Raw genomic sequence first — 26,630 nt, 5'->3', positions numbered from 1 at the left:
ACGATGTCGCTCTTTAGCGTATTTGATATTTCGGGCTCGGCGATGGCCGCCCAGTCCCGTCGCCTTAACGTCAGCGCCAGCAATATGGCCAACGCCGACAGCGTGGCGGGCCCGGACGGGCAGCCGTACCGCGCGCGTCAGGTGGTGTTTTCCGTTGACGCGTCTGCCGGCCAGGAGATTGGTGGCGTGCAGGTTAGCGACGTGGTGGAGAGCAGCGCGCCGGACCGCCTGGTCTATGAGCCGGGTAATCCGCTGGCGGATGAACAGGGCTACGTGCGCATGCCCAACGTCAACGTCATGAACGAGATGGTGAATACCATTTCAGCCTCCCGCAGCTACCAGGCCAACGTGGAAGTGATGAACTCCGCCAAAAGCCTGATGCTGAAAACATTAACGCTTGGTCAGTAAGGACACCTATGGCGGTCTCTTCGATTAACAACAACAGCGGCGCAGGTGGCACCGGTACCGGCAACAGCGCGGCGGATCTGTCGAACCAGTTTATGACCCTGCTGGTCGCGCAGATGAAAAACCAGGATCCCACCAATCCGATGGATAACAACCAGCTCACCTCGCAGCTGGCGCAGTTCAACATGGCGGCAGGCGTGGAGAAGCTCAACACCTCTGTCGCGAATGTACAGGCGTGGATGGTTCAGCTCGGCAGCATGAGCGCCTCCTCCTGGGTGGGTCGCAGCGTGCTGATAGAAGGGGAGGCAAAGGTTTCCTTTGGCGAACCGGGGATCGGCATCATGCAGGAAGGCGTGGAGATCCCGGGCAATTCGGACGACTTCCACTTCGCGCTGACGGCCGATGCAGAAACGGTCACCGTCACCCTGGAAGACAGCGAAGGGAATGCCTACACCGCCGAGCTGAAAAACGTTAAGCAGGGGATGAATACCTACAACCTCGATGACCTGGAAAACTTCAAGCCGGAGCCGGGTCCACCGCACGATCGCGAATACGACATCTCCTTTGCTGCCAGTAATCCTGATGGCGATAAGCCGGAGGTATTTGGTCTGGTACAAGAGCAGGTGCAAGGGGTCACCATGGATCCGACCGGCCCGATTCTGCATCTGCTGAATCACGACCCGATTCGCATGGATAAAGTCTTCGTTATTCAAAAATAGTTATCACTTACTTTCTGGAAATTAATAATGGGTTTTTCACAAGGTCTTAGCGGCCTGAGTGCCGCTGCAAAAGCACTGGACGTGGTGGGTAACAACATCGCCAACTCCCAGACCGTGGGGTTTAAAGCGGGTTCTGTTTCGTTTGCCGATATCTTTGCCGGTTCAACCGGGATGGGGGTACAGGTCGCCGGTGTGAGTCAAAACTTTGCTCAGGGCGGGCCAGCGGCAGGCAGTTCGGCGCTGGATATGATGATCAATGGACGAGGCTTTTTCCGCATGGTTGATGAAGCGGGCAGTGTGTTCTACGGGCGCAACGGTCAGTTCGAGGAAAATGAGAGCGGCTTCATCACTAACAAAACAAATGGTCTTTTTTTAACTGGCTACCAGGCCACGGATGGGGTGATCAACCCCGGTGCACAGGTGGGGCCGATCCAAATTCCAAAAGATGATATGCCACCGGTGGCGTCGAAAGCCGGTTCATTGACGGGCAATCTGAAGTCGGATGCCGAAGTCATAACCAAGGTCCCCTTTAACAAGGATGACAAAGAGACTTATAACTATGTGAGTGATGTTACCGCGACAGACAGTCTCGGGAACAAACATACCATCAAAGTCTATTTTGTGCATACCGCGGAAGGGAAATGGGAAGCGCATGCCGAAGACTCCACCTCACCTGATGGTTTGGCGAAACTTGAGCTTAATTTTGACTCATCCGGTAATTTGATCGGCCCTGGGGTAATGGATATCAAGGGCAAGGGCTACAACGGCTCCGATGCGTTGACGTTGAAGTTGGACCTGTCAAAGCTCACCCAAAACGCCAGCGATACCCAGGTGATGCTGGATGAAATTGACGGCCAGGCACCGGGTAAATTTAACAGCTATCAGGTCAGTGACACTGGCGAAGTGATCGCCATCTACAGCAACGGCAAACGTCAAACCGTGGCGCAGGTCGTACTGGCAGATTTCGCCAACGCGGGTGGTCTGGAACAGCAGGGGAATAACCTGTGGGCGGAAACGGTGCAGTCTGGCCAGCCGTACCTTGGCACCTCGGGTTCCGGCAGCTTCGGGAACATGACGGGCGGTTTGCTGGAATCCTCCAACGTCAACCTGGGCGACGAGATGGTCAACATGATCGTCTACCAGCGCAACTACCAGTCCAACTCACAAACCATCAAAACCCAGTCTGAAGTTCTGCAGACACTGGTTAACCTGCGTTAAGGCTGAGTAATGGATCGCGCTATCTATACCGCCATGAGTGCCGCGAACGCGGCGCTCAACCGCCAGGCGGTCACCTCAAACAATCTGGCGAACAGCTCCACTGCGGGCTTTCGTGCCCAGCTGGCGGCCTTCCGTTCGGTACCCATTGAAGGGGAAACCCTGCGCACCCGCGCGCTGGTGGCGGAGTCTACGCCGTTTCACGACACCACCATGGGGCCGATCACCCACACCGGGCGCAGCCTGGACGTGGCTTTGCCGCAGAACGGCTGGCTGGCAGTGGCGCTGGACGACGGCAGTGAAGGCTATACCCGCAACGGCGCTATTGAAGTGGATCAGGATGGGGCGCTCAGCGTCAACGGCCGTCCGCTGATGGGCGACGGCGGACCGCTGGAAGTGCCGCCGCAGTCCCACGTCACCATCGGTAGCGATGGCACCATCTCGGCACTCGGCATGGGCGATGACCCGACGGCGCTAGTGCCGGTTGGCCGTCTGAAGCTGGTCAACGCCGACATGAACAGCCTGGTTCACGGCGACGACGGCCTGTTCCGCACCGTGGACGGCGAGAGGCTGGCGCAGGACGAAACCCTGCGTCTGACGCCAGAGGCCATCGAGGGCAGCAACGTCAGCCCGGTGCAGGCCATGACGCAGATGATCGCCAACTCCCGCGGCTTCGACATGAACATGAAGGTGATCCGTACCGCCGACGAGAACGCCCAGAAAGCCAACCAGCTATTAAGCGTGAGCTAAGCCCGCGCAAGGAGTCACAATGATTCGTTCTTTATGGATCGCAAAAACCGGGCTGGAAGCACAGCAGCTCAATATGGACGTTATCTCCAACAACCTGGCGAACGTCAACACTAACGGCTTTAAGCGTCAGCGCGCCGTGTTTCAGGATCTGCTCTATCAGAACATGCGCCAGCCTGGTGCGCAGTCAACCGAGCAGAATACCCTGCCAAGCGGCCTGCAGCTGGGTACCGGTGTGCGTCCGGTTTCCACTCAACGCGTGCATACCCAGGGCGGCATGAACCAGACCGGCGACGAGTACGACGTGGCTATCGAAGGGGAAGGGTTCTTCCAGGTACAGATGCCGGACGGCAGCACCGCCTACACCCGCGACGGCCACTTCTCCAAAAGCCCGGACGGGCAGCTGGTGAATGCCGAAGGCTATCCGATTCAGCCGGGGATCGTCATCCCGCAGGATGCCACCAACCTGAACATCGGCAGCGACGGTATCGTTAGCGTGAAGGTGCCCGGTCAGGCGGAAGAGCAGCAGATCGGCCAGCTGACGCTGACTACCTTCGTCAACAACGCGGGGCTCGAAAGCATCGGCGGCAATCTCTACAAAGAGACGCAGTCGTCCGGTGCGCCGAACGAGCTGAACCCCGGCATGGAGAGCGCGGGCACGCTGAAGCAGAGCTACGTGGAAATTTCTAATGTCAACGTGGCGGAAGAGCTGGTGACCATGATTCAGGTGCAGCGCGCCTACGAAATCAACAGTAAAGCGGTCTCTGCTTCTGACCAGATGCTGCAGCGTCTTTCCCAGCTTTAATCCTCTCTCTGGCCGCGCGAGCGGCCAGACATTTTATCGACACTGAAATGAAAATATTGTCTATGCACATTCCGGCGGCTGCGCTGCTGGCAAGCACGCTGCTGCTCAGCGGCTGCGCGCACATCATGCAAAAGCCCCTCGTTGAGGGTCCTACCACGGCAACACCATTACCGATGGCACCGGCGGCCACCGGCGGCTCACTGTTTCAAGCCGGGCAGGCCATGAACTACGGCTATCAGCCCATATTCGAAGACCGCCGCCCGCGTAACGTGGGCGATACGCTGACCATCCTGCTGCAGGAGAACGTCAGCGCCAGCAAAAGTTCTTCCGCCAGTGCCAACCGTAATGGATCGGCCGGGATGGGGCTGATTGCGGTACCGACCAAACTCAACGGCTGGCTGGGGGACGGCAAAGCGGATTTCGAAGCCGAAGGCAAAAATGATTTCGCGGGGAAGGGCGGTGCGGCGGCACGCAACACCTTCACCGGCACCATCACCGTCACCGTAAAAGAGCTGCTGCCCAACGGCAACCTCGGCGTGGTGGGCGAGAAGCAGATCGCCATCAACCAGGGCACCGAATTTATCCGCTTCTCCGGCGTGGTGAACCCGCGCACCATTAGCGGCAGCAACACGGTGCCGTCCACTCAGGTGGCGGACGCGCGCATCGAGTACGTCGGCAACGGCTACATCAACGAAGCGCAGAACATGGGCTGGCTGCAACGCCTGTTCCTGAACCTCTCTCCTTTCTGATATGACCATGAAAAAAGAATCTATCCTGTTTTTTCTCAGCATCCTGCTCTATGGCATGACGCTGGCGGTACCCAAAGTGGTCCACGCGGAACGAATCCGCGATCTGGCGACGGTACAGGGTGTGCGTTCAAACTCCCTGATGGGCTACGGCCTGATTGTCGGTCTTGACGGGACCGGCGACCAGACCATGCAGGCCCCGTTCACCGGCCAGAGCCTGAACAACATGCTCTCGCAGCTGGGGATCACCGTCCCGCCTGGCACCAATATGCAGCTGAAAAACATCGCGGCGGTGATGGTCACCGCCGAGCTGCCGCCGTTTGCCCGTCCCGGCGACAAGCTGGACATCGTGGTCTCCTCGGTGGGTAACGCCAAAAGCCTGCGCGGCGGCACGCTGCTGATGACCCCGCTGAAAGGGGCCGATAACCAGATCTACGCCATCGCCCAGGGCAACATTTTGATCTCCGGCGCAGGGGCGCAGGCGGGCGGCAGCCGCGTGCAGGTGAACCAGCTTAACGGCGGGCGCATCAGCGGCGGGGCGACCGTGGAGCGGGAAGTGCCGAACGATTTCGCCGCCCAGAGCATCGTGCGCCTGCAGCTGAACGAGACCGATTTCTCGCTCGCGCAGCAGATCAGCGACGCCATTAACCAGCGTTACAGCGGCGGGGCGGCATTGCCGGAAGATGCCCGCACCGTGCGCCTGTTCGCGCCGCCGGACGGCCCGTCCCGCGTGCGTTTTATGGCCGACATTCAGGACATTCCGCTACGGGTGAACGTGCAGGACGCGAAGGTGATTGTGAACTCGCGTACCGGCTCGGTGGTGATGAACCGCCACGTCTCGCTCGACGCCTGCGCGGTGGCGCACGGCTCGCTGACGGTGGAGGTGATGCAGAACAACATCATCAGCCAGCCGGATACGCCGTTTGGCGGCGGCGAAACGGTGGTGGTGCCGCAAACCGATATCTCGGTGCGCGACAGCGGCGGCTCGCTGCAGCACGTGCGCAGCAGCACCGATCTGAACGCGGTGATCCGCGCCCTCAACAGCTTGGGCGCCACGCCAAACGAGCTGATGTCGGTCCTGCAGGCGATGAAAAACGCCGGCTGTCTGCGGGCGAAGCTGGAGGTGAACTGATGAACGCCTTCGATAAATTCGACCAGCCCGCCTTTGATGTTCGTTCGCTGGATACCTTAAAACGGGAGGCCGGGCGGCAAACGCCCGGCGCGCTGAAGGCGGCGGCAAAGCAAATGGAGGGGATTTTCGTGCAGATGATGATGAAGAGCATGCGCGATGCCACCTTTAAGAGCGATCTGCTGAGCAGCCAGTCTTCAGAGATGTACACCGCGATGCACGATCAGCAGGTCGCACAAAACATTGCCGGGAGTGGTCAGCTCGGCTTTGCCGATCTTATCGTCCGCCAGCTGGGCGGGGAGAGTGATGAACCCGTAGTGAGCGCGCCAGGACGTGATTTCCTGCGCCCGGGCCTGTCTTCGGCTCCCGCCACCGGTCCACTGCGTCTGCCTGCGCCCGTGTCGTTCGCCAAACCGGCGGAAGGGGCGCATCCGTTTATTGCCCGTCTGCTGCGTCCGGCCCAGGCTGCCGCGCAGCAGAGCGGGCTGCATCCGCATCTGATCCTCGCCCAGGCGGCGCTGGAGTCCGGCTGGGGGAAACGCGAAATCCCGGCCGCAGACGGCCGCCCGAGCCACAACCTCTTTGGCATCAAGGCCACCGGCGACTGGCGCGGCAAAACCACCGAAATCACCACTACCGAATACATCAACGGCGTGAAGCAGAAGGTGAAAGCCGCCTTCCGCGTCTACGACTCCTATGAACACGCGCTCGCGGATTACGCAAAGCTGCTGACCAACAATCCGCGCTATCGCGGCGTGGTGCAGTCCGGTTCACCGGAGCAGGGGGCAAAAGCGCTGCAGGCAGGCGGTTATGCGACTGACCCGGCTTACGCCAAAAAGCTCATCACCATTATTCAGAAAGTGAAAGGCGATATTCAGCAGGGCGTGAACGCCTACAAAAACGATATCGACAAAATTTTTTAGTGAATTTTTGAATCACCGATGAAATAGACAGAGCCATGAACTTTCTGGCCCGGTTGCGTATGCCGGGCCTGCAATCAGGGAATATCGAATATTATGAACAACTTATTTAACCTCGCGAAAGGTGGCCTGAGCGTTGCACAGGCTGCATTGCGCGTGACGGGTGATAATCTGACAAACGGCATGTCCGGCACTTACAGCCGTCGCAGTCTGATCATTGGTGAACTGGGCGGTATGTCTACCGGGCAGGGCTTTTTCGGTTACGGGGCGCGCGCCAGTGGTGTCGAGCGCGCCTATGACGCGTTTGCCAACAATCAAATGCGTGGCTCGCTTTCTCACTATGCCGCTCTCGCCGGGCGAAATGAACAGTTGGCTGACATCGACAATATGCTGGCCGACGAGTCCGATAATGTTTCAGTCTCAATGAACGATATGTTTAAGGCCATGGCGACGCTGAGCGGTAATCCGTCTGATGGGGCGGGGCGAGCGGCGGTGTACAACTCCCTTGGTACGCTGGCGAATCGTTTTAACGCCAGCGCCAGACGCCTGACCGCACTGGAAAAGAGCACCAATACACAGATTGAGCAGAGCACCAAAGATATTAACAGTTACACCCAGCAACTGGCAGAGCTGAATAAACAGCTTGAACGCGCCCAGGGAAATGGTGCTCCGCCTGCCGACCTGCTCGACCAGCGCGATGCGCTGCTGGAAAAGATGAGCGAGCACATTGGGATCACAGTGACCGAAGACAAAACCTCGGGTCGGGTTGACGTACTCCTGTCTGACGGACGTCCGCTGGTGTCCGGGGACAGAGCCTATAAGCTACAAACCTCGCCCTCGGACAGCGATCCCAATAAAACCATCGTCTCCTATGTGGATGCGAACGGTAAAGCCTCGCCGCTCGATGAAAGCAGCATCACCAAAGGTCGTCTGGGCGGGTTGTTTAAATTCCGTAACGAAGACCTGACCGTTGCGCGCCAGGAGCTCGATCAGATCGCCTTTACGATGGCGAACCGCATGAACGAGCAGCATGCGCAGGGTTATACCCCAGACAGAAAACCGGGTGGGGATCTCTTCTCACTGGCAGAAATTAAAGCCTATGCCAACGCGAAAAACACCGGGACCGGTAAGCTGGGAGCAATTACCGTCGCCGACTATAAAAATGTCAAATCAGAAAACTATACCCTGACCAGCGATGGTGCTGGGGGTTGGACCGTAACGGGTGAAGATGGACGCACGGTACCTGTAGATACGACCGATCCGACGAAGCTCAAATTTGACGGTGTGGAAATTGACGTTCCGGCGACCGGTTTCGATGCCGGCGACAGTTTCACCCTTAACCCGATGGCGGGTGCTGCGGAAGGGATAACCCGCAAGATCGCCAGCGCGCAGGAGTTTGCGGCTGCGGGTGATAACGCGGGTGAACCGGGTGATAGCAAGAACCTCGATGCGCTGCGAAAAATCCAGGATGAAAAGCTGATTGGCGAAAACACGTTAACTGAAGCCTACGCCAGTCTGGTGGGGACTATCGGTGACCATGCGCGTGGCGTGAAATCTGAGCTTGCCAGTGCCGAAACTGATTTTCAGACCAAGTACGACACTAAGCAGGCGCTCTCTGGCGTCAATATGGATGAGGAGTACATCAATCTGGATATGTTTAAACAGTATTACAACGCCAACGCGCAGCTGCTGAAAACCGCTACCGATATGTTTGATGCCTTACTGTCTATCCGATAAGGAACCGATGATGCGATTAAGTACGCTTTATATGTATAAAACTAGCGCAGAGGCCATGACGAAACGCATGAGTCAAAGCAATGATGTTTATTTACGCATGTCGGCAGGCAAAACGCTGCTGAAAGCGTCGGACGATCCGGCGGCTGCAACAGATGCGGTGAAGCAGCAGGACGTGCTGGCCAGGCTGGAGATGTACAACAACGTGCGTTCCCTGGCGCGCGGTGCGCTGGAGCATCAGGACAATATTCTGAATGGGGTGGGGAATTTATTAACCACGACGCTGAAAGAAAAAATTGTCGCGGCGAAAAGCGATACCTACTCAGCGGAGGATCGTAAGGCGTTGGGAGAGGAGATCAAAGGCATCCGTGCCAATCTTCTCGACTTAGCGAATAACCGCGACGCCAGCGGAAACTATATTTTCTCTGGTTTTAAGACCGATACCCCCGCGTTTGATGAAGTGGGTAATTACCGTGGTGGAGACGAAGCCCGCAGGCAAACCGTGGCTGACGGAACTGAAATGCAGATCAGTCATCTGGGTAAGGACGTCTTCGGTGACATTTTCATGGTACTGAATGACGCCGTTGCCGCGCTGACCGCTGACCCTGACGGAGCTGATTACGACACGAACCTCGAAGCCGCTCTCAGCGCTGCAAGCCTGGCTGTGGATGACGGTATCAACCGTCTGGGCAAAGCCCAGGCCGAAATTGGTACTAACCTGCAACAGATTGATGCCCTGGATCTATCCGGGAACGTGCTGATCAACGACACCATTGTGAAAGTGCAGAACGCCATCGGTTCTGATACCAGCAAGCTGGTGACGCTGGTGTCTGAATCACAGATGTCAGAGCTGGCCTTTAATGCGTCGATGTTCGTCTACAAAAAAATGCAGTCGATGAACCTCTTTAATATGTCCTCCAGTTGACCGTTTAATTGACTCCCACAGGCACCGGCCGTCTGCGGCCGGTGAAAATCTATGTTAACGAAACTCAAAATTTATAGCGCAATCAGCCTGATTATTGGCCTGTTTGCGGTGATGCTGTTCGGCGTAACCGCCTATTCTGTTTATGACGCTGTCTCTAATAACAAGAATTTTAAACGTATTGTTGTCGCCTCTGAAAATAACGATCAGATGCGTGATGCGGCCTATAACATCAGCGCGGTAATGGCCAATACCAACGGCCTGATGCTGCAGGCGGCGTTGGGTAACCCGGTCTCTGAGAATGTCGCTAAACACACGGTGAATGTGGTGAAAATTGCGCGTCGTAATATGGATGCGTTTATGGCCTCACCGTTTAATACCGAAGAAGAGAGCCGTCTGGCGGCTGAAGTGAACGCGGCGTTTAACGAGGTGTATAAAGTCGCCAACGTTAAGCTGGGTTACCTGCGAAATCCGGCTGGATATACCGGGTCGCTGGAAAATGATATGGAGCTGCGCACCGCGCTGCGTAATAAGGTCGATCAGTATACCGATGCCAGCGCCCGCATAAGCGAAAGCTATATTCATGCTTCCGAGCGCGGCTACCGGATTATGCTGGGCGTGGGGATTGTCGTACTCATTCTGGCCGTCGGGTTGCTGCTTGCCGTACGTTACTGGTTGCGTCATACCCTGGTGCGTCGTATGGAGACCACGGTTGAAATGCTGCGTCGCGTGGCGGCGGGCGATCTGAGTCAGCCCATTGACGCTGGCAGCCAGAATGAAATTGGCCACATGTTGACCGAGCTGGAGACCATGCGTACTTCCCTGACCAGTACGATCCTCGGCATCCGTGACAGCGTGCAGCGTATTCACACCAACGCCCAGGAGATTGCCCACGGCAATAACGATCTCTCTTCCCGTACGGAAGAGCAGGCGGCGGCGCTGCAGGAGACGGCGGCCAGCATGGAACAGATCAAAACCACCGTACGTCAGAACGCCGACAACGCCCACGCGGCGCGTGAGCTGGCGGAAAGCGCCAGCCACAATGCCCATAACGGCGGGGAAGTGATGCAGAGCCTGGAGCAGATCATGGCGCAGATCACCACCAGCTCGCGCCAGATTGCCGATATCAACGGCGTGATCGACAGCATTGCCAACCAGACCAACATTCTGGCCCTGAACGCGGCGGTGGAAGCGGCACGAGCAGGTGAGCAGGGGCGTGGTTTTGCGGTAGTGGCAGAAGAGGTGCGTAACCTGGCAAAACGCAGCGCCGATGCGGCCAAAGAGATCAACCAGCTGATCAATACCAGCGTGAACAATATCGATATCGGTTCACGTCAGGTGGGGCAGGCCAGCACGGTGATGCAGGAGATTGTGACCTCTGTTGCACAGGTAACGCAGATCATGGGCGAAATCACCTCGGCGTCTGACGAGCAGAGCGCGGGTATCAACCAGATTTCCCAGGCAGTCAACGAAATGGATCTGGTGACCCAGCAGAATGCGGCGATGGTGGAAGAGGCGGCAATGGCGGCGGGCGAACTTGAAGCGCAGTCCGATGCGCTGGAGAAACTGGTAGCGCAATTCAGGTTGAACCATGAGAGCGCGATGGCGAAGGTGCCTGTAGAAGCGAATAAACCGCAGCGTCAAAAAGAGCCCGACCTGGCCCAGTGGGAAACCTTTTAATCTTATTAAATACCGCCGTTAATCACGCTATTTTATAAAATAGCCTGTTAATACAAACGAAGTATCAGAATGCGCATTTTTATAAAGGCTTATCGCACTATTTGAATGCGCTATTTCACCGGATAATTCTTAAAGAGAATAGCAGGTGGAATGCAATCGTGGATGGTATTTACACGGCCGAAGGGCTGGAAAATAAATCGGTAGTCTGGTCTAAATATCACTATCTGGTGCGGCAGGAAGCATTGCGTTTACATAAGCGACTTCCTGCCAGCGTCGAGCTGGATGATTTAATTCAGGCGGGCTCGATAGGTTTTTTAAGTGCAGTCGAGAGTTTTGACCCGAAAAAAGGGGTAACGCTTACGGCGTGGATCACCCAGCGGGTGAAATGGGCATTATTAGATGAGCTGAGAGAAAGTGACTGGGTTCCGCGTCGGGTTCGAACTCATACTCGGGAAATTGTCGCGCTTATTCAACAAATCGAGCAGGAAAAAGGGGGTGAAGCTACGGAAGCTGAAATCGCCGAACGCATGGGCGTCTCGTTGCAGGAATTTCAGCAGATGCTGGCAGATAATAACGCCAGCCAGATGTACTCGGTTGACGAGTTGCAGGAGAATTATGCCGACAGCTGGGAAACCAGTGATGAGGAAAATGAACAGCTTAATCCATTGAACGATGCGGTCAGGCAGAATTTGATGGAACGGATCACAGAACATATTCAGGTCATACCCGAAAGAGAGCAGGTGCTGTTGCAGCTCTATTATCTGCAGGATTTGAATATGAAAGAGATCGGGCTAATCCTGGGTATTACGGAAACGCGCGTAAGTCAGTTACACAGCCTGGCTGTTAAGCGGTTAAGAAGTCGGATGGAATCATCATCGAAATAATTACAGGCTATTAACATTGCGGCTGTTAATTCGGAGTAAGGAACAGGGTTAATCATTAAAATCAAGGTTTAATAATGTTTAATAATGCTTTATTAACTTATAAAATCAACGAGTTAACATCAATTTGTGGATTTGAGGAAATTTCTGTCGCTTGTTCGGAAAATACTTAGTGTTTATGATTTTGCCAGTTTTGAGATGCAGCCTCCTTTGGCATTGACTCATTTACTGAGGAAGAATGACTTACCTTGGTGAATATCAATACCAAAAGACTCTCTGCATCAGTTCGGAAACGTTATCTATCTTAACTGACATGCCAGCTTTTGGCTGAATAACATTGGGAGTTTTCGCCTGTGTCCAATTTTGACGAGTATCTGCAAAATATTCACGATATTAACCTGTCCTATCTTCTGCTGGCGCAGCAGCTGATCCGTCAGGATAAATTTGCGGCGGGTTTTCGCCTTGGATTGTCTGAAGGCACAATTGATAACCTGAAAGAACTTTCGCTGCCACAATTAATGAAGCTGGCCACCACTAATCAGCTTATCTGTCGTCTGCGGGTTGACGATGAAGTTGTGATTGAAAATCTGACCAAGGATTCGCGTATTGAAGCGCTGCAGCAAATTCACACCGGCATTATTTTGTCGACCAATCTTCTTAATGCCTTAAGCGAAGAAGATGCCATTACCGCGGAGGAGGCATAATCATGTGTGGTGAAAAGAGTCTGCTGCAGGAAATTGACGAAGTAAATATCGCCATGGGGTTAATTTCTCTCGGGGCGAGAATGCAGGTGCTGGAATCGGAAACATCACTCAGCCGCCGTCGCCTGCTTCGTTTATATAAAGAGTTGCGCGGCTGTCCGCCGCCAAAAGGGATGCTGCCCTTTTCCGAAGACTGGTTTATGTCGTGGGAGCAGAATATTCACTCTTCCATGTTCTACAACATTTACCTCTATTTGAAAAAGACCGAGCAGGGCCGCTCCATTGAAATGCTGATGAAGACCTATCGTCTTTATCTGGAACAGTGCAGTACCTGTTCTGATGAGAAGCCGGTGCTGGGTCTGACCCGAGCCTGGACACTATTACGTTTTATCGACTGCGGCATTATTTCGCGTAAAGCCTGCAGCGTGTATGGCGGTGGTTTTATCGTCACCACCGAATTTATTAAAAACCCATTTACCTGCAGCTTGTGCAGCCCGCCGTCGCGCGCGCTTAAAAAATCCCAGGTGAGCAATACCGGGCTTCTGGGCACGTTTGCCGCGCCGGAAATCATGACGGCGTAACTCCGGACGGCTGTGCGCAAGATGGCGTTTACCTGATGCCGGGAGGACCGGCATCGGTCAAAAAAGTAAAAGGAGAGAGTGTGTTAGTTATTGTTGGCTATCTTGTTGTCATATTGACCGTTTTTGGTGGTTTTCTTTTGTCCGGCGGTAACCTGATGGCGCTGTTTCAGCCGCTGGAGCTGTTGATTATCGGCGGTGCCGGGGTTGGGGCGTTTATTGTCGGCAACAATATTAAATCCCTGAAGTCGACGGGGAAGGCGCTGGTTAAAATCTTTGTCGGTAAGCGCTACAACAAAGCGGTGTATATGGATTTGATGGCGCTGATGTTTCTGCTGCTCTCCCAGAGCCGCGTTCACGGGCTGATGTCGCTGGAAAAGGACATTGAAGACCCGCAGAACAGCGATATTTTTAGCGCCTATCCCCGCCTGATGAGCGACCCGATGCTCGCCAATTTTATCCTCGACTACTTCCGTCTGATGATTGGCGGCAGCATGAATTCCCATGAAATCGAAGCCCTGATGGACGAGGAGATAGAAACCTGTGAAGAAGAGCTGGAAGTGCCCGCCCACAGCCTGAACACGGTAGGCGATGCGTTTCCGGCGTTCGGTATTGTAGCGGCGGTGATGGGGGTGGTTAACGCGCTGGGGTCGGCGGATCGTCCGGCGGCGGAGCTGGGTATGCTGATTGGCCATGCACTGGTGGGCACCTTCCTCGGGATCCTTATCGCTTATGGTTTTGTCTTGCCGCTGGCGACATTGCTGCGCCAGAAGAGTTCTGACCAGGTCAAAATTTTGCAGTGCATTAAGGTGACGCTGCTCTCCAGCCTGAATGGTTATGCCCCGCAGATTGCGGTTGAGTTTGGTCGTAAAACCATCTTTACCAGCGAACGTCCATCGTTTGAAGAGCTGGAAGAGCACGTGCGTGAAGTCAAATCTAACGCCACGCTGAAAACCAAAACCTCGGACGGCGCCGCATGAAGAACGTCACGCCTGTCATCATTTCACGTAAGCGTAAGAAAAAGAAACATGCCCACCACGGTGGGACATGGAAGATTGCCTATGCCGATTTTATGACCGCGATGATGGCGTTCTTTCTGGTGATGTGGCTGCTGTCGCAGTCCACGGACATGGAAAGGGAGCTCATTGCCGATTACTTCCGTATGCCGCTGAAGCCCTCGATGGCCAACGGCGATAAAACCAGCCTGAGCGACAGCGTCATTCCCGGCGGAGGGGATGACATTCTCAAGCGGCAGGGTGAGGTGTTTAAAGGACAAATTGCCAGTATCGATAAGCACAAGCGCTTCGAAAGCCTGAAGCAGGCGAAAGAGAAGCTGCAGAAGATGATCGAAACCGATCCGCGGCTGAATAACTTTAAATCCAACATTCTGCTCAACCTCACCAACGACGGTCTGCTGATCCAGATCACCGACTCGCAGGACCGCCCGATGTTCCGCGTCGGCAGCGAACTGCCGGAATCCTACATGAACGGCATTCTGCAGGCGCTGGTGCCGCTGCTGCAGGAGTTGCCAAACGCGTTGAGCCTGACGGGGCACACCGATTCGCTGCCGTATGCCGGTGGCGACGGCGGATACAGCAACTGGGAGCTATCCGCCGGGCGCGCAAATGCCGCCCGCCGGGTGTTGGTCCGGGGCGGCCTTAACGATGAACGCTTCTTACGCGTGATTGGCACCGCCAGCCGAATGCCGCTGGAGAACACATCCCCGGACAGTGCGGTGAACCGCCGCATCAGCATCCTGGTGCTCAGCCGCTCGAAAGAGCAGGAGATCCGTCTGGAAGATACGCAGGCCCAGCGTGCAGATAGCGTGCTGAGCGATATCAATCTGCAAAATGTGCAGGGCTATACCGATGGACATGAATGATTTTTCGCAGATTTTCTTTACCGAGGCGGAAGAGCTGCTGACTGAGATGGAGCAGCTTTTGCTGCAGCTTGACATCGAGGCGCCGGACCCGGAGCAGCTGAATGCCATCTTTCGTGCGGCGCACTCGCTGAAAGGGGGCGCGGCCACCTTTGGCTTTACCGCATTACAGGAGACGACCCACCTGCTGGAGAACCTCCTTGACCAGGCGCGGGCAGGGGAGAGAACGCTCAGTCGCTCAATCATCAACCTTTTTCTGGAATGTAAGGACATTATGCAAGCGCAGCTGGAAGCCTATCAGTCTTCGCAGGAGCCTGATGAAGCACGTTATCGCTATATCTGTGAAGCCCTGAGGGAGATTGCCCTTGACGGCCAGCAGCCTGTGATGCCAGCCGAACCCGCGCCAGCGTCGGCCAGTACGATGCAGGAAACGGAAACCACACTGGTGGTGACCCTGCGTGACGTCGGGGCGCGCGAACAGACGACGCTGCGCGACGAGCTGACCAACATGGGCGAGGTGACAGACGTTGAGGCGACGTCAGACAGCATGACGGTCACGCTACAGACCACTGCCTCGGCGGAGAATATCACCGCCGTGCTCTGTTTTGTGCTCGACAGCAAGCAGATTGAGATACGTTCTGCAGAAGCCACTCCGCCGGTACCAACGCCTGCTGCGCTACCTCAAACCGTTATCAAAAAAGCGCCTCCTGCACCGCGCGCAGCCAGTCAGGAGTCGGGCAGCATTCGCGTGGCGGTGAGTAAAGTCGACCAGATCATCAACCAGGTCGGGGAGCTGATTATCACCCAGGCAATGCTCTCCCAGCTGTCGAAAACCCTCGATCCGGCCAGCTACGATCTGCTTTCCGGCTGCGTGGCGCAGATGGAGCGCAACACCCGCGAGCTGCAGGAGTCGGTGATGTCTATCCGTATGATGCCGATGGACTACGTCTTTAGCCGCTTCCCGCGGCTGGTGCACGACCTTGGCGCTCGCCTGAATAAAGAGGTCGAACTGACCCTGAAAGGCGGTTCCGCCGAGCTGGATAAGAGCCTGATTGAGCGCATTATCGACCCTCTTACCCACCTGGTGCGTAACAGCCTCGACCATGGCATTGAAGAGAAAGAGGTGCGCGCCGCAAAAGGTAAACCGGTGACCGGGAACCTGACGCTTTCAGCCGAACACCACGGTGGCAATATTGTGATTGAGGTCAGCGACGACGGGGCGGGGCTGAACCGGGAGAAAATTCTCGCCAAAGCCCGCTCGCAGGAGATGACCATCAGCGACACCATGAGTGATGACGACGTGTGGATGCTGATCTTCGCCGCCGGTTTCTCTACTGCCGAAAGCGTGACGGATGTCTCCGGGCGTGGCGTCGGCATGGACGTGGTGCGACGCAACATCCTGGCGATGGGCGGCCACGTGGACGTGCTCTCGACGCCGGGGGCCGGGACCACCATACGCATTATTCTGCCGCTGACGCTGGCGATCCTCGACGGCATGCTGGTGAAGGTGGGGGACGAGATTTACGTCCTGCCGCTGGGCGCGGTGATGGAGTCGCTGCGGCCGACCGACGACATGCTGTGCCGCTTTGTCGGCGAAGAGCGTCTGCTGCAGGTGCGCGGCGAATATCTGCCGCTGGTGCTGCTGCGCCAGCGCCTCTCGGTGGCGGGCGAAGCGCCTGCCGATGACGGCATTGTGGTTATTGTGCAAAGCGCGGGCTGCCGCTATGCGCTGTGGGTCGATCAGCTTATCGGCCAGCAGCAGGTGGTGGTGAAGAACCTCGAACATAACTATCGCAAAGTGCCTGGCGTCTCCGCAGCGACCATCCTAGGGGATGGCAGCGTGGCGCTGATCCTTGATGTGGTTGAGCTTTCAACGCTCAACGCTCCACAACCCCAGAGGGAGGGGGTAAATGCATGACTGTAGCAACCGCCAGTAAACCCGCCGCAACCGACGCCATCGCCCAGGAGTACCTCGTATTCCGCCTGGGCGACGAAGAGTACGGCATTGATATCCTTAAAGTGCAGGAGATCCGTGGCTGCGATCGCCTCACGCGCATTCCGAACGCGCCGAACTTTATTACCGGCGTAACCAACCTGCGCGGCGTGATTGTGCCGATTGTCGATCTGCGCGTGCGCTTTGATCTGCCCGATCCGTCACAGGACGACAAAACGGTGGTCATCGTGCTCAATCTGAACGATCGCGTGGTGGGTATCGTGGTTGACGGCGTGGCGGACGTGCTGTCGATAGATGTGGATAACATCAAGCCGACCCCGGACGTGGCCTCGGTGCTCTCTGGCCGCTACCTGCTTGGGCTGGGCGTGCTCGACAGTCGAATGATTATTCTGGTGAATATTGAGATGCTGCTGAGCCGTGAAGAGATGGCGCTGGTGGATTCGGTGACCGAGTCATATATCGACTCCCACTAAGGCGCATCGCGCTTTCTGGATACGCATCAGCGGTGGAGGTTGCCGCTGATTCATAAGTCGCTATTATGAATATTCGAGTTTCCAGAAAGCGCTAAGGATTGCCAGAATCTATGCCCGTCAATTTCGACCTCAACGATCTTTATGCCTTCCGAGCGCTGGTGGAGTACGGTAACTTCCGTATTGCCGCGGAATCTATCTGCCTCTCCCAGTCCGCCTTAAGCCGCCGCATTGAAAAGCTGGAGACCGCCGTCGGCGCGAAACTGTTCGACAGAACCACCCGGCGCGTGACGCTGACGCTCTTCGGGCAGACCTTTGCCGACCGCTGCGGGCAGCTTCTGGAAAATGTGGAAACGATGCTGGCGGATATCGACAAGGTGAGCGAGGAGCGCACCGGGCTAATTACCGTTGCCACCGTGCCTTCGGCGGCCTGCCATTTTATGCCGGAGGTGATCCGCCAGTTTCATCGCCGCTATCCGCGTGTGCGCATCAAGCTTATCGACAGCAGCGCGGGCAACGTCATTGACGCGGTGGCCAGCGGGCAGGCGGATTTTGGCATCTGTTTTGCGAGGAGCCTGCAGCCAGATCTCACCTTTATTCCGCTGGTGGAGGATGTATACGTCGCCGCGTGTCGTCGCGATCATCCGCTGGCGGGACGCAAGAGTCTGACCTGGCAGACGTTTTATCAGCAGGATTACATCAGCCTGGACATTACATCGGGGAACCGGAATCTGCTCGATCAGATGCTCGGCCATATTAAGCCGGAGCGCCCGGGGATCTGCGAGACGCGCCACGTCACCACGATGCTGGGAATGGTGGAGGCGGGGATTGGTATTGCTGCCGTCCCCGCCATGTCAATGCCGCACTCTGAGCACTCCTTCCTGACGCACATTCCGCTGACCGAGCCCGAGGTCAAACGCACTGTCGGGCTGATCCGGCGCAGCGGGCGTATTCAGTCGTGGATTGCCGCTGAGCTGGAAACACTCATTACTGCGCGTTATCGCGCGGCGGAGTGACGGGGATCATCCCGGTGGCGGTGATGGTCTCCTGCGCGTTTGCTGATGCGAGGTAATCCAGCAGCGCTTTACCTTCGGAAGGATGCTCCGCGTGAGCGGTGACCGCGCCGGCAAAACGGGTGATGTACTGCAGGTTATCCGGCAGTTTGCCAACAAAGGTTACGCCGGGCACGGGTAACAGCTCGCTGACCTGCTGGAAACCCACGGCGTATTTCCCTTTTGCCACCTCGGAGGCGACCGGTATGCGCTCCACCTTATGCGCTTTGCCCTCTACCTGTGCTTCAATCCCCAGCTTTTTGAAGAGCTCTGTTTGCACATACCGGCCGCTGGCGCTGTCGGAATAGGCGATGGTGGTGGCCTTAAGCAGAGTCTGTTTGAGCGCGCTATCGGTCGCGATATCCGGTACCGGCGAGCCGGCTTTCACCACCACGCCGATGGGCGAATCCGCCAGTTCAACGCGCGAGCCTTCTTTGACCATCCGGTCATTCGCCAGGTGCGCCAGTGCATCACCCACCATAATCACCACGTCTGCTTTTTCACCGCGCGCCAGTCGGTTGGGGATCGCCTGCGGCGTCTGTCCCATCGACGGCCCCGGGATCAGCACGATATGGTCGCCCGTCCGGGCTTCATACTGGGGGGCGAGTTTTTCCAGCGCGGCCTTAAAACCGCCTGAAATCATGACCGTCACCTCCTGGGCCAGCGCACCTGCGCTGGTCGCCAGTATTACCAGCCCGGTCAGGCCTGAACGTACAAATATGCGCATATTATCCTCTCTGTACTTGCAGACGCATCGCGCTGCGACGGTAGAGATAAAGCGTTGCCAGCAACGCGCATATCGCCGCGAAGCTCATCCAGTACCCCGGGGAGGCTTTATCGCCGGTGTACTCAATCAGGGCCGTTGAAATGACCGGTGTAAACCCGCCGAAGATCGCGGTAGCAAGGCTATACGCCAGTGAGAAACCGGCAACACGCACTTCAACCGGCATGATCTCCGTCAGCGCCGGGATCATCGCGCCGTTATAGAGGCCATAGAGGAAGGAGAGCCACAGCAATACGCTCAGCATCATGGAGAAGCTCGGTGCCTGCGCCAGCAGCGTCAGGGCCGGATAGCTGGTGATCAGCGCCAGCAGCGTCATGGCAACCAGCACCGGTTTACGGCCGAAGCGGTCCGACAGGGCTCCGCCCACCGGCAGCCAGATAAAGTTGGAGATGGCCACCAGCAGCGTCACCAGCAGGCTGTCGGAGGCGCTGAGCATTAACACTTTTTTGCCGAAGGTAGGCGCATAGACGGTGATCAGGTAGAACGCGGTGGTGGTCATGGCGACCATCAGCATGCCCGCGACCACAACCGGCCAGTTCGCCAGCAGGGTGGTAAAGACCTGACGCATCGCCAGCGTGTGACGGCGGGTGCGAAACTCTTCGGTCTCTTCCAGCTTGCGGCGCAGGAAGAAGATAAACGGCACAATCAGACAGCCGAACAGGAACGGGATCCGCCAGCCCCATTCACGAATGGCGCTCTCTTCCAGCATCGCGTTCAGCGCAAAGCCCATTGCGGCGGCCACCATAATCGCCACCTGCTGACTGCCGGACTGCCAGCTGGTAAAGAAGCCTTTGCGACCCGGCGTGGCAATTTCAGCCAGGTAGACCGACACGCCGCCAAGCTCCGCCCCGGCGGAAAAGCCCTGCAGCAAGCGTCCAGCCAGCACCAGCAGTGGCGCCCACAGGCCCATGCTCTCATAAGAGGGGATCAGCACAATCAGGAAGGTACCGGCCGCCATTATCGACAGGGTGGTGATTAACCCTTTACGGCGACCCACCTTGTCGATGTAAGCCCCGAGGACAATCGCGCCAATGGGGCGCATTAAGAAGCCTGCGCCAAAGACGGCGAAGGTCATCATCAGCGAGGCAAACTCACTGCTCGCCGGGAAGAAGGTATGCGCGATGTAGGTGGCATAGAACCCGAACAGGAAGAAGTCGAATTGCTCAAGGAAATTGCCCGAGGTGACGCGAAGTATCGCGCCCGCTCTTGCGCGAACGGTTGCAGGTGGGGTTGAGGAAATCATGGTCGTCTCCAGTTTTTTATTGACGTGTTATCCGTCTGTTTCTGAAAACTGGCGCATTAAACGGAAATTAATAAGCGCAAATCACGCATGGACTGATGCGTGCTGCACATCAATGACAGGACGTTGACCGGGATTTACATGCCTAACAATAACTTAACAATTCATTGATTTTTTATTCACCATAATTCGCTAAGTGGCTGATATCGCTATTTTGTGATATCGCGCAGAAGGGCAGAGTAGCCGCTGCTCTTGTCGGGTGGCGCTTCGCTTACCCGACCTGTGAATTTTGTAGGCCCGTGCAAGCGTAGCGCCGCCGGGCAAAACTGGCAGAGCGCTCTATTCAGCGCAGCGCCTGTGCAATTGCGCTAAACATCAGCGACGCTTCCAGCGGCTGGGCGCTGAAAGACGGCTCCGCCTGCGGCCAGGTGGACCACTGGACGATCACCAGGTTTTCCTTTTGATTCACCATAATCATCTGGCCAAAAATCCCCAGCGCCCAGAGTGAATCTTTCAGGGAATCCTCTGGCGCGGGCTTAACGTCTGTGGCCGTGGCGGGCACCTCGTTATTCCACCACTGATAGCCGTACAACCCTTTCGGATGCGCGTCTGAGACGGAGCCTTTCGCCTGGGTCCAGTCTGACGACTCTTTTACCCAGCCGTCAGGCAGGATCTGTTTGCCCGAAGGGAGCGTACCGTTATGCAGGATAAATTCGCCGAAGCGGCCCCAGTCTTCCAGCGTGGCGTTAAAGCCGTGCGCGCCGACATCGTGCTGGCCTTTACGGTAGGCATGCCATACGCCGTCGTTCGCCATCCCGTACGGCTGCCAGATGCTTTTCTCCAGGTACGCCGCCAGCGTCATACCGGTGGCGCGCTCCAGCACGTCACCCAGCAGCCACGCGCCACCCGATGAATAGGACCAGTTCTCTCCGGCCGGGTGTTCCCGATGTAACCCCTTCACCAGCTTACGCACGCAGTCGTAGGTGCCCGGCTTCGCTTCGCATTCGGTGAGCTGCGCGAAATCAGACTGTGGGTTGGTGTAGTCTTCGTTCCACGCCACGCCAGAGGTGTGAGTGATCAGCTGTCTCAGCGTCACCCCATCCCACGCCGTGCCTTTTAAATCGGGTTCGTAGCGGGTGATAAGATCGTCAAGGGAGTGGATTTTGCCCTCTTTAAGGGCGACCCCGACCAGCGCAGAGACCACGGATTTCCCCACCGAACGTGATGTCCAGAGCGTGGAATCGGTATTGCCTTCACCCAGATATTTCCACGCTATTTTGCCGTCCTTCAGCACCAGCATGCCGCTGACGTTCTGGCGCTTCACGTAATCCTGGAGGGTATAGGTCTTGCCATTAACCTGATAGCGGGCGTCGGTAAGCGGTTTCTCTGCTGCCAGCAGCGGTGTGGCCTTTCCGTGGCGGAAAACATCGCCCGCGTAGTTGCGATAGTCGTTACGAAAGCCCACCACGCGATCCGCCTGACTCCAGGTGAGCATGCTGTGCGTGTCGGGAAGGGTTGCGTCAAACGGTGCGGGGCACTGGTTGAGGTCGGTGCCGTGACAGGCAGCCATAACGGCAGGGGATAAGAGGCTGCTGACCACCAGTGCGGCGAGCAGGCTGCGGTTTAACGTTTTGTTTTTCATGTTTATCTCGTTTGGTTCAGGAAGGACTTCAGTTTAAGAAGCCGCGCCCTATAATAAAAAACGGGTTATGGGGGAAATTCCCCCGAAAAACGGAATGAAGGGAGAGGAGACGATGGTCTATTCATTTGCCCAGCTGGAGGCGTTTACTGCGGTGGCAGAGCACGGCAGCCTGATGAAGGCGGCCATTAAGCTCGGTAAAGACCGTACGACCCTGCGCGATCTGATCGATTTTCTTGAGGACGGGCTGGGTTATGCCCTGTTCCTGCGCGAGGGACGCAGCGTGCGGCTAACGCCTGAAGGGGAACAGCTTCAGCGACAGGCGCACCTGCTGATGCGTCAGGTGAAAGCCTTTGAGGCCTTTGCCAGAGCGGTGCCGGACAGCGCGACGCAGGACATTGCTCTTGTTTACGATCCGTTCACTCCCCGGGCTTTTCTGCAGGCGCTGATTGCAGAGATGGCGGCACAAAAAATACGCCTGAGCCTGACCAGCGCGTCGCGTGACGAGGCCGAAGCCCTGCTGGCGAGCGGAGAGGCGGATTTAGGTATCTGCCAGGCGCGCAACCGCAGCGTGGGTAATGAGATGGAGTGGCGGGCTCTGGGAGCCATCGACATGGATTTTTACGCCGCAGACGCGCTTTTTGCGAAGGTTGCCACGCCGGTTTCGCTGCTCGATCTCTCTCTGGTTCCGCAGGTGGTTATGCATGCCGCGTCAGATGAACCGGTTGCCCGTCGTCTGCAAATTGCCGGGCATACCCTTTTCACTAATGAAATTGAGATGCTGCGCGGCCTGCTGGAACAGGGCTGTGGCTGGGGCTTTTTGCCGACCCATCTTCATGCGACGCAGTGGAAAAACGTAAAAAGGCTGCCCACCGAAGTGGGCAGCCAGGGGATAAGTCAGACGATGGTCACTATCTGGAAGCCGGGCAGCGACAAGCGTGAGAGGATCAATCAAACGTTGTCGCGGCTGCCGGCACTATGGAAACGCTCAGCGCTGTGAACATCCCTGGCACTGTTTGTTCTGGATCTGCTGGAAGAAGTCGTTACCTTTGTCATCCACCAGGATAAACGCCGGGAAGTTCTCCACTTCAATTTTCCAGATGGCTTCCATTCCCAGTTCCGGATACGCCACGCACTCCAGGCTCTTGATGCTGTTTTGCGCCAGTACCGCCGCCGGGCCGCCGATGCTGCCCAGATAGAAGCCGCCGTGTTTGTGGCAGGCATCCGTCACCTGCTGGCTGCGGTTGCCTTTGGCCAGCATGATCATGCTCGCGCCGTGGGACTGCAGTAAATCCACATACGAGTCCATGCGGCCCGCAGTGGTTGGGCCGAGTGAGCCGGAGGCATAACCTTCCGGCGTTTTGGCCGGGCCCGCGTAGTATATCGGATGGTCTTTAACGTACTGCGGCAGTTCCTCGCCGTTGTCGAGCAGCTCTTTCAGCTTCGCGTGGGCGATATCACGCGCCACGATGATGGTACCGTTCAGCGACAGGCGGGTAGAGACCGGGTGCGCGGAAAGCTGCGCCAGGATCTCGTTCATCGGCTTGTTGAGGTTGATGCTGACCACGTCGCCTTCGCCCTGCTGGCGCAGCGATTCAGGAATGTACTGACCCGGGTTGTGTTCCAGCTTTTCAATCCAGATCCCGTCGCGGTTGATTTTAGCTTTGATGTTACGGTCTGCGGAGCAGGAGACACCCATGCCGATTGGGCAGGAGGCACCGTGGCGCGGCAGGCGGATCACGCGGATATCGTGAGCGAAGTATTTACCACCAAACTGCGCACCCAGACCCAGGTTCTGCGCTTCCTGGAGCAGTTCCTGTTCGAGCTGAACATCGCGGAACGCCTGGCCGTGCTCGTTCCCCTCGGTAGGCAGGGCGTCGTAGTAGCGGGTAGAGGCCAGCTTCACCGTTTTCAGCGTCGCTTCCGCGGAGGTTCCGCCAATCACGAAGGCAATATGGTAAGGCGGACAGGCCGCGGTACCCAGGGTGCGCATTTTCTCCACCAGATAGTTTTTCAGCTTCGCCGGGGTGATCAGCGCTTTGGTTTCCTGGTAGAGGTAGGTTTTGTTGGCTGAACCACCGCCTTTCGCCATGCAGAGGAATTTGTACTCGTCGCCGTCGACGCTGTAGAGATCGATCTGCGCAGGCAGGTTGGTGCCGGTGTTCACCTCTTTATACATATCCAGCGCCGCGTTCTGGGAGTAGCGCAGGTTGTCTTCGATGTAGGTGTTGTACACCCCCTGACTCAGCGCGGCTTCATCGCCACCGCCGGTCCAGACACGCTGGCCTTTTTTACCCATGATAATCGCCGTGCCGGTATCCTGGCAGGTTGGCAGCACGCCTTTAGCGGCGATTTCAGAGTTACGCAGGAACTGCAGGGCAACGTACTTATCGTTCTGGCTCGCTTCCGGATCGTTAAGAATGGCGGCGACCTGCTTCTGATGGGAAGGACGCAGCATAAACGCAGCATCGTGGAACGCCTGCTGTGCCAGCAGCGTCAGCGCCTCTGGCTCGACTTTCAGGACTTGCTGACCGTCGAACTCGGCAACGGAGACGTGCTCTTTGGTCAGCAGATAATATTCGGTGTCGTCGTGCGCGAGTGGGAAGGGGTTTTGATAAAAAAACGGTTTGTTTGACATAGCTTGCTCCAGAAAAATAAAACCGCCGGAGGAGAAGTCCGGCGGTCAGGAATCAGAACATCATGGACATCCACGGATAACCAATCAGCAGCAGGGCCGCCAGGAAGATGGCACCGAAGATAGTGCCCAGGCGCCAGTAGTCTTTGGTTGGCAGGTAGCCACTACCGTAGTAAATCGGGCTTGGGCCGGTACCGTACGGGGTGATGATCCCCATCACACCCAGCGAGGTCACCATCAGCAGGACGAAGACTTCCATATTCATGCCCGGAATGGTGGAGGCGATGGTCAGCATCGCCGGCAGCAGCGCGGTGGTGTGCGCGGTGGTGCTGGCAAACAGGTAGTGCAGCAGGTAGAACGCCAGCAGCAGTACGATGGTGGCAACGCCCGGCGAGATACCGCTCATTAACAGACCGCCCTCTTTACCCAGCCAGCTGATAAAGCCGGTCGAGGAGAGGCCATCTGCCAGCGCGACCAGGGTGGCGAACCAGACGAAGGTATTCCACGCGGCTTTATTGCCGGTGATATCGTTCCACTCCAGCACGCCGGTCCACAGCATCAGACCTACAATCAGCAGGGCAGCCATGGCTGGTTCAATCCACGCGGCGGCGAAGATCCACATCAGCAGCGCACAGCACACGAACACCAGCAGCAGAATTTCATTGCGGGACAATTTGCCCAGTTTTTCCAGCTCACGGGTTGCCCACAGCGGTACTTCATTATTCACTTTGACTTCTGGCGGGTAGAACCAGTAGGCCAGCAGCGGCATAGTCAGAATCAGCAGAATGCCCAGCGGCAGGAAGGCGAGGAACCAGGTACCCCAGGAGATATCAATCCCTACCGTGCTTTTCACCAGCGCCAGTGCCAGCAGGTTCGGCGCAAGGGCGGAGAGGAACATCGAGCTGGTGATACAGGCCGCGGTGATCGCCACCCACATCAGGTACGAACCTATTTTACGCGCGCTTGGGTCGTTTGGTTTTGAGCCATACAGCGGCGGCAGGTTAGCGATGATCGGGTAGATGGTCCCGCCGCTACGTGCGGTGTTGGACGGCGTAAACGGTGCCAGCAGCAGGTCCGCGAAGGTGATGGCATAACCGAGCGTCAGGCTGCGACGGCCGAGATATTTCACCAGAATCAGCGCCAGACGGCGGCCGAAGCGGGTTTTATCATAGCCCGCGGCGAACATGAAGGCGCCGAAGATCAGCCACACAGTCGAGTTACCAAACCCGCTGACCGCCCACTTAAAGGAGGCACCCGCCAGCTTGAATTTCGGGTCGGCCAGCTGTTCAGGGCTGAACAGCACCCACTGGCTGCACAGCGCAATCGCCACCACGCCAGTCAGACCGATCACCGCGCCCGGCAGCGGTTCGAAGATTAAGCCGACGATCACGCCGACAAAGATCGCGAAGTAGTGCCACGCATAAGGCGGCAGTCCTTCTGGTACCGGAACAAACAGCAGCAGGACGGCGACGATGACGGGCAATGCCATCATCAGCAGTCGTTTTGCTTTCCCATTTGATGCCTGGTTCGCCACAGGGGGCGTTACAGCAGTTTTTGTATTCATAGTTTCACGTCTTAAGTTGTCAAAAATTCGGTCGCACTGAAAAACAAAATTGCTTTCTTAAGTTTCTTTGCTTTTTTTAGTTATTAAAGGTGCTGATTTGTATTTTCAGTAATAGCGATTTAACGCATTTTGGTTTGCGCTAAATTAAAAATTGATGATGTTTTTATATTGCGCTTTTGGATGCCGTGACTATTGATCGCGATCAAAAAAAGAGAATTGCAGAGTTATTTT

General features: G+C 56.6%; 25 protein-coding genes. 20 read left to right on the top strand and 5 right to left on the bottom strand.

Annotated elements, in window-relative coordinates; translation table 11 throughout:
* The first annotated feature begins 3 nt into the window (after positions 1 to 3).
* From flgC to EQV24_RS05270, 19 genes are all read left to right on the top strand, one after another.
* Positions 4 to 408, top strand: a complete 405-nt coding sequence (gene flgC, locus EQV24_RS05360) for a flagellar basal body rod protein FlgC (RefSeq protein WP_029882533.1) — start codon at positions 4 to 6, stop codon at positions 406 to 408.
* Positions 409 to 416: 8 nt separating this feature from the next.
* The gene (locus tag EQV24_RS05355) at positions 417 to 1,124 is read left to right on the top strand and encodes a flagellar hook capping FlgD N-terminal domain-containing protein (protein WP_029882534.1); all 708 of its coding nucleotides are present in this window, start codon (positions 417 to 419) and stop codon (positions 1,122 to 1,124) included.
* Between the two features lie 27 nt (positions 1,125 to 1,151).
* Positions 1,152 to 2,342, top strand: a complete 1,191-nt coding sequence (flgE, locus tag EQV24_RS05350) for a flagellar hook protein FlgE (protein WP_029882535.1) — start codon at positions 1,152 to 1,154, stop codon at positions 2,340 to 2,342.
* A gap of 9 nt (positions 2,343 to 2,351) precedes the next feature.
* Entirely contained in the window at positions 2,352 to 3,089 is a 738-nt protein-coding gene (locus EQV24_RS05345; protein WP_130626284.1) for a flagellar basal body rod protein FlgF, read from the top strand.
* A gap of 19 nt (positions 3,090 to 3,108) precedes the next feature.
* The gene (gene flgG, locus EQV24_RS05340) at positions 3,109 to 3,891 is read left to right on the top strand and encodes a flagellar basal-body rod protein FlgG (protein WP_130626283.1); all 783 of its coding nucleotides are present in this window, start codon (positions 3,109 to 3,111) and stop codon (positions 3,889 to 3,891) included.
* Between the two features lie 62 nt (positions 3,892 to 3,953).
* Positions 3,954 to 4,640 carry a flagellar basal body L-ring protein FlgH gene (locus tag EQV24_RS05335; protein WP_130626416.1) on the top strand — a complete coding sequence of 229 codons (687 nt, stop codon included), beginning with the start codon at positions 3,954 to 3,956 and terminating at the stop codon, positions 4,638 to 4,640.
* A 1-nt stretch (position 4,641) separates the two neighbouring features.
* A complete protein-coding gene (locus tag EQV24_RS05330) occupies positions 4,642 to 5,769 on the top strand; it encodes a flagellar basal body P-ring protein FlgI (protein ID WP_130626282.1) in 1,128 nt (375 codons plus the stop codon).
* Positions 5,769 to 6,689 (top strand): flagellar assembly peptidoglycan hydrolase FlgJ, encoded by a 921-nt coding sequence (flgJ, locus tag EQV24_RS05325; RefSeq protein WP_130626281.1) that lies wholly within the window; start codon positions 5,769 to 5,771, stop codon positions 6,687 to 6,689. Before EQV24_RS05330 ends, flgJ begins: the two co-directional genes overlap by 1 nt.
* A 93-nt stretch (positions 6,690 to 6,782) precedes the next feature.
* Complete coding sequence (gene flgK / locus EQV24_RS05320) at positions 6,783 to 8,423, top strand: flagellar hook-associated protein FlgK (protein WP_130626280.1); 1,641 nt, start codon at positions 6,783 to 6,785, stop codon at positions 8,421 to 8,423.
* A gap of 10 nt (positions 8,424 to 8,433) precedes the next feature.
* Positions 8,434 to 9,345: a flagellar hook-associated protein FlgL gene (gene flgL / locus EQV24_RS05315; RefSeq protein WP_130626415.1), complete on the top strand. Its 912-nt coding sequence runs from the start codon at positions 8,434 to 8,436 to the stop codon at positions 9,343 to 9,345.
* Between the two features lie 51 nt (positions 9,346 to 9,396).
* A complete protein-coding gene (locus EQV24_RS05310) occupies positions 9,397 to 11,022 on the top strand; it encodes a methyl-accepting chemotaxis protein (protein ID WP_130626279.1) in 1,626 nt (541 codons plus the stop codon).
* 158 nt (positions 11,023 to 11,180) lie between these two features.
* Positions 11,181 to 11,906, top strand: coding sequence for an RNA polymerase sigma factor FliA (fliA, locus tag EQV24_RS05305; protein ID WP_114518945.1), 726 nt, complete (start codon positions 11,181 to 11,183; stop codon positions 11,904 to 11,906).
* Positions 11,907 to 12,256: 350 nt separating this feature from the next.
* Positions 12,257 to 12,607, top strand: coding sequence for a flagellar transcriptional regulator FlhD (flhD, locus tag EQV24_RS05300; RefSeq protein ID WP_013097770.1), 351 nt, complete (start codon positions 12,257 to 12,259; stop codon positions 12,605 to 12,607).
* A 2-nt stretch (positions 12,608 to 12,609) separates the two neighbouring features.
* A complete protein-coding gene (gene flhC, locus EQV24_RS05295; protein ID WP_130626278.1) occupies positions 12,610 to 13,185 on the top strand; it encodes a flagellar transcriptional regulator FlhC in 576 nt (191 codons plus the stop codon).
* An 80-nt stretch (positions 13,186 to 13,265) separates the two neighbouring features.
* On the top strand, positions 13,266 to 14,162 hold the full coding sequence (motA, locus tag EQV24_RS05290) for a flagellar motor stator protein MotA (protein ID WP_029882545.1): 897 nt from the start codon (positions 13,266 to 13,268) through the stop codon (positions 14,160 to 14,162).
* Entirely contained in the window at positions 14,159 to 15,064 is a 906-nt protein-coding gene (motB, locus tag EQV24_RS05285; RefSeq protein ID WP_013097767.1) for a flagellar motor protein MotB, read from the top strand. The genes motA and motB overlap by 4 nt, the downstream gene beginning before the upstream one ends.
* Positions 15,051 to 16,979, top strand: coding sequence for a chemotaxis protein CheA (cheA, locus tag EQV24_RS05280; RefSeq protein WP_130626277.1), 1,929 nt, complete (start codon positions 15,051 to 15,053; stop codon positions 16,977 to 16,979). Before motB ends, cheA begins: the two co-directional genes overlap by 14 nt.
* Positions 16,976 to 17,488, top strand: coding sequence for a chemotaxis protein CheW (locus EQV24_RS05275; protein ID WP_013097765.1), 513 nt, complete (start codon positions 16,976 to 16,978; stop codon positions 17,486 to 17,488). The genes cheA and EQV24_RS05275 overlap by 4 nt, the downstream gene beginning before the upstream one ends.
* Before the next feature lie 110 nt (positions 17,489 to 17,598).
* Positions 17,599 to 18,501: a LysR family transcriptional regulator gene (locus EQV24_RS05270; RefSeq protein WP_062934721.1), complete on the top strand. Its 903-nt coding sequence runs from the start codon at positions 17,599 to 17,601 to the stop codon at positions 18,499 to 18,501.
* On the opposite strand, the gene EQV24_RS05265 is transcribed toward EQV24_RS05270, so the two are convergent.
* The 3 genes from EQV24_RS05265 to EQV24_RS05255 all read right to left on the bottom strand — a co-directional run bounded on the left by EQV24_RS05265 (position 18,473) and on the right by EQV24_RS05255 (position 22,203).
* Positions 18,473 to 19,264: a substrate-binding domain-containing protein gene (locus EQV24_RS05265; protein ID WP_013097763.1), complete on the bottom strand. Its 792-nt coding sequence runs from the start codon at positions 19,262 to 19,264 to the stop codon at positions 18,473 to 18,475. The genes EQV24_RS05270 and EQV24_RS05265 overlap by 29 nt on opposite strands.
* A gap of 1 nt (position 19,265) precedes the next feature.
* Positions 19,266 to 20,564, bottom strand: coding sequence for an MFS transporter (locus EQV24_RS05260; protein ID WP_130626276.1), 1,299 nt, complete (start codon positions 20,562 to 20,564; stop codon positions 19,266 to 19,268).
* Between the two features lie 340 nt (positions 20,565 to 20,904).
* Entirely contained in the window at positions 20,905 to 22,203 is a 1,299-nt protein-coding gene (locus EQV24_RS05255) for a serine hydrolase (protein WP_013097761.1), read from the bottom strand.
* A 112-nt stretch (positions 22,204 to 22,315) separates the two neighbouring features.
* On the opposite strand from EQV24_RS05255, the gene EQV24_RS05250 reads away from it, so the two are divergent.
* Positions 22,316 to 23,200 (top strand): LysR family transcriptional regulator, encoded by an 885-nt coding sequence (locus EQV24_RS05250; RefSeq protein ID WP_058660535.1) that lies wholly within the window; start codon positions 22,316 to 22,318, stop codon positions 23,198 to 23,200.
* Here EQV24_RS05250 and fumA read toward each other — a convergent pair.
* Together fumA and EQV24_RS05240 are read right to left on the bottom strand one after the other, a co-directional pair.
* A complete protein-coding gene (gene fumA / locus EQV24_RS05245; RefSeq protein ID WP_130626275.1) occupies positions 23,189 to 24,838 on the bottom strand; it encodes a class I fumarate hydratase FumA in 1,650 nt (549 codons plus the stop codon). The genes EQV24_RS05250 and fumA overlap by 12 nt on opposite strands.
* Positions 24,839 to 24,890: 52 nt before the next feature.
* Positions 24,891 to 26,399 carry an anion permease gene (locus EQV24_RS05240; RefSeq protein WP_013097758.1) on the bottom strand — a complete coding sequence of 503 codons (1,509 nt, stop codon included), beginning with the start codon at positions 26,397 to 26,399 and terminating at the stop codon, positions 24,891 to 24,893.
* Between the last annotated feature and the right edge of the window lie 231 nt (positions 26,400 to 26,630).

The sequence above is a fragment of the Enterobacter sp. A8 genome (genome assembly GCF_004296595.1).
GTDB classification, from domain to species: Bacteria; Pseudomonadota; Gammaproteobacteria; order Enterobacterales; family Enterobacteriaceae; genus Enterobacter; species Enterobacter cloacae.
This window is presented reverse-complemented; position numbering and strand designations above follow the sequence as displayed.

Excerpts from the sequence above, each read along its gene's own strand:
- flgC (WP_029882533.1), top strand. The coding sequence starts at position 4 with ATGTCGCTCTTTAGCGTATTTGATATTTCGGGCTCGGCGATGGCCGCC.
- EQV24_RS05355 (WP_029882534.1), top strand. The coding sequence starts at position 417 with ATGGCGGTCTCTTCGATTAACAACAACAGCGGCGCAGGTGGCACCGGT.
- flgE (WP_029882535.1), top strand. The coding sequence starts at position 1,152 with ATGGGTTTTTCACAAGGTCTTAGCGGCCTGAGTGCCGCTGCAAAAGCA.
- EQV24_RS05345 (WP_130626284.1), top strand. The coding sequence starts at position 2,352 with ATGGATCGCGCTATCTATACCGCCATGAGTGCCGCGAACGCGGCGCTC.
- flgG (WP_130626283.1), top strand. The coding sequence starts at position 3,109 with ATGATTCGTTCTTTATGGATCGCAAAAACCGGGCTGGAAGCACAGCAG.
- EQV24_RS05335 (WP_130626416.1), top strand. The coding sequence starts at position 3,954 with ATGCACATTCCGGCGGCTGCGCTGCTGGCAAGCACGCTGCTGCTCAGC.
- EQV24_RS05330 (WP_130626282.1), top strand. The coding sequence starts at position 4,642 with ATGACCATGAAAAAAGAATCTATCCTGTTTTTTCTCAGCATCCTGCTC.
- flgJ (WP_130626281.1), top strand. The coding sequence starts at position 5,769 with ATGAACGCCTTCGATAAATTCGACCAGCCCGCCTTTGATGTTCGTTCG.
- flgK (WP_130626280.1), top strand. The coding sequence starts at position 6,783 with ATGAACAACTTATTTAACCTCGCGAAAGGTGGCCTGAGCGTTGCACAG.
- flgL (WP_130626415.1), top strand. The coding sequence starts at position 8,434 with ATGCGATTAAGTACGCTTTATATGTATAAAACTAGCGCAGAGGCCATG.
- EQV24_RS05310 (WP_130626279.1), top strand. The coding sequence starts at position 9,397 with ATGTTAACGAAACTCAAAATTTATAGCGCAATCAGCCTGATTATTGGC.
- flhC (WP_130626278.1), top strand. The coding sequence starts at position 12,610 with ATGTGTGGTGAAAAGAGTCTGCTGCAGGAAATTGACGAAGTAAATATC.
- motB (WP_013097767.1), top strand. The coding sequence starts at position 14,159 with ATGAAGAACGTCACGCCTGTCATCATTTCACGTAAGCGTAAGAAAAAG.
- cheA (WP_130626277.1), top strand. The coding sequence starts at position 15,051 with ATGGACATGAATGATTTTTCGCAGATTTTCTTTACCGAGGCGGAAGAG.
- EQV24_RS05275 (WP_013097765.1), top strand. The coding sequence starts at position 16,976 with ATGACTGTAGCAACCGCCAGTAAACCCGCCGCAACCGACGCCATCGCC.
- EQV24_RS05270 (WP_062934721.1), top strand. The coding sequence starts at position 17,599 with ATGCCCGTCAATTTCGACCTCAACGATCTTTATGCCTTCCGAGCGCTG.
- EQV24_RS05265 (WP_013097763.1), bottom strand. The coding sequence starts at position 19,264 with ATGCGCATATTTGTACGTTCAGGCCTGACCGGGCTGGTAATACTGGCG.
- EQV24_RS05260 (WP_130626276.1), bottom strand. The coding sequence starts at position 20,564 with ATGATTTCCTCAACCCCACCTGCAACCGTTCGCGCAAGAGCGGGCGCG.
- EQV24_RS05255 (WP_013097761.1), bottom strand. The coding sequence starts at position 22,203 with ATGAAAAACAAAACGTTAAACCGCAGCCTGCTCGCCGCACTGGTGGTC.
- EQV24_RS05250 (WP_058660535.1), top strand. The coding sequence starts at position 22,316 with ATGGTCTATTCATTTGCCCAGCTGGAGGCGTTTACTGCGGTGGCAGAG.
- fumA (WP_130626275.1), bottom strand. The coding sequence starts at position 24,838 with ATGTCAAACAAACCGTTTTTTTATCAAAACCCCTTCCCACTCGCGCAC.
- EQV24_RS05240 (WP_013097758.1), bottom strand. The coding sequence starts at position 26,399 with ATGAATACAAAAACTGCTGTAACGCCCCCTGTGGCGAACCAGGCATCA.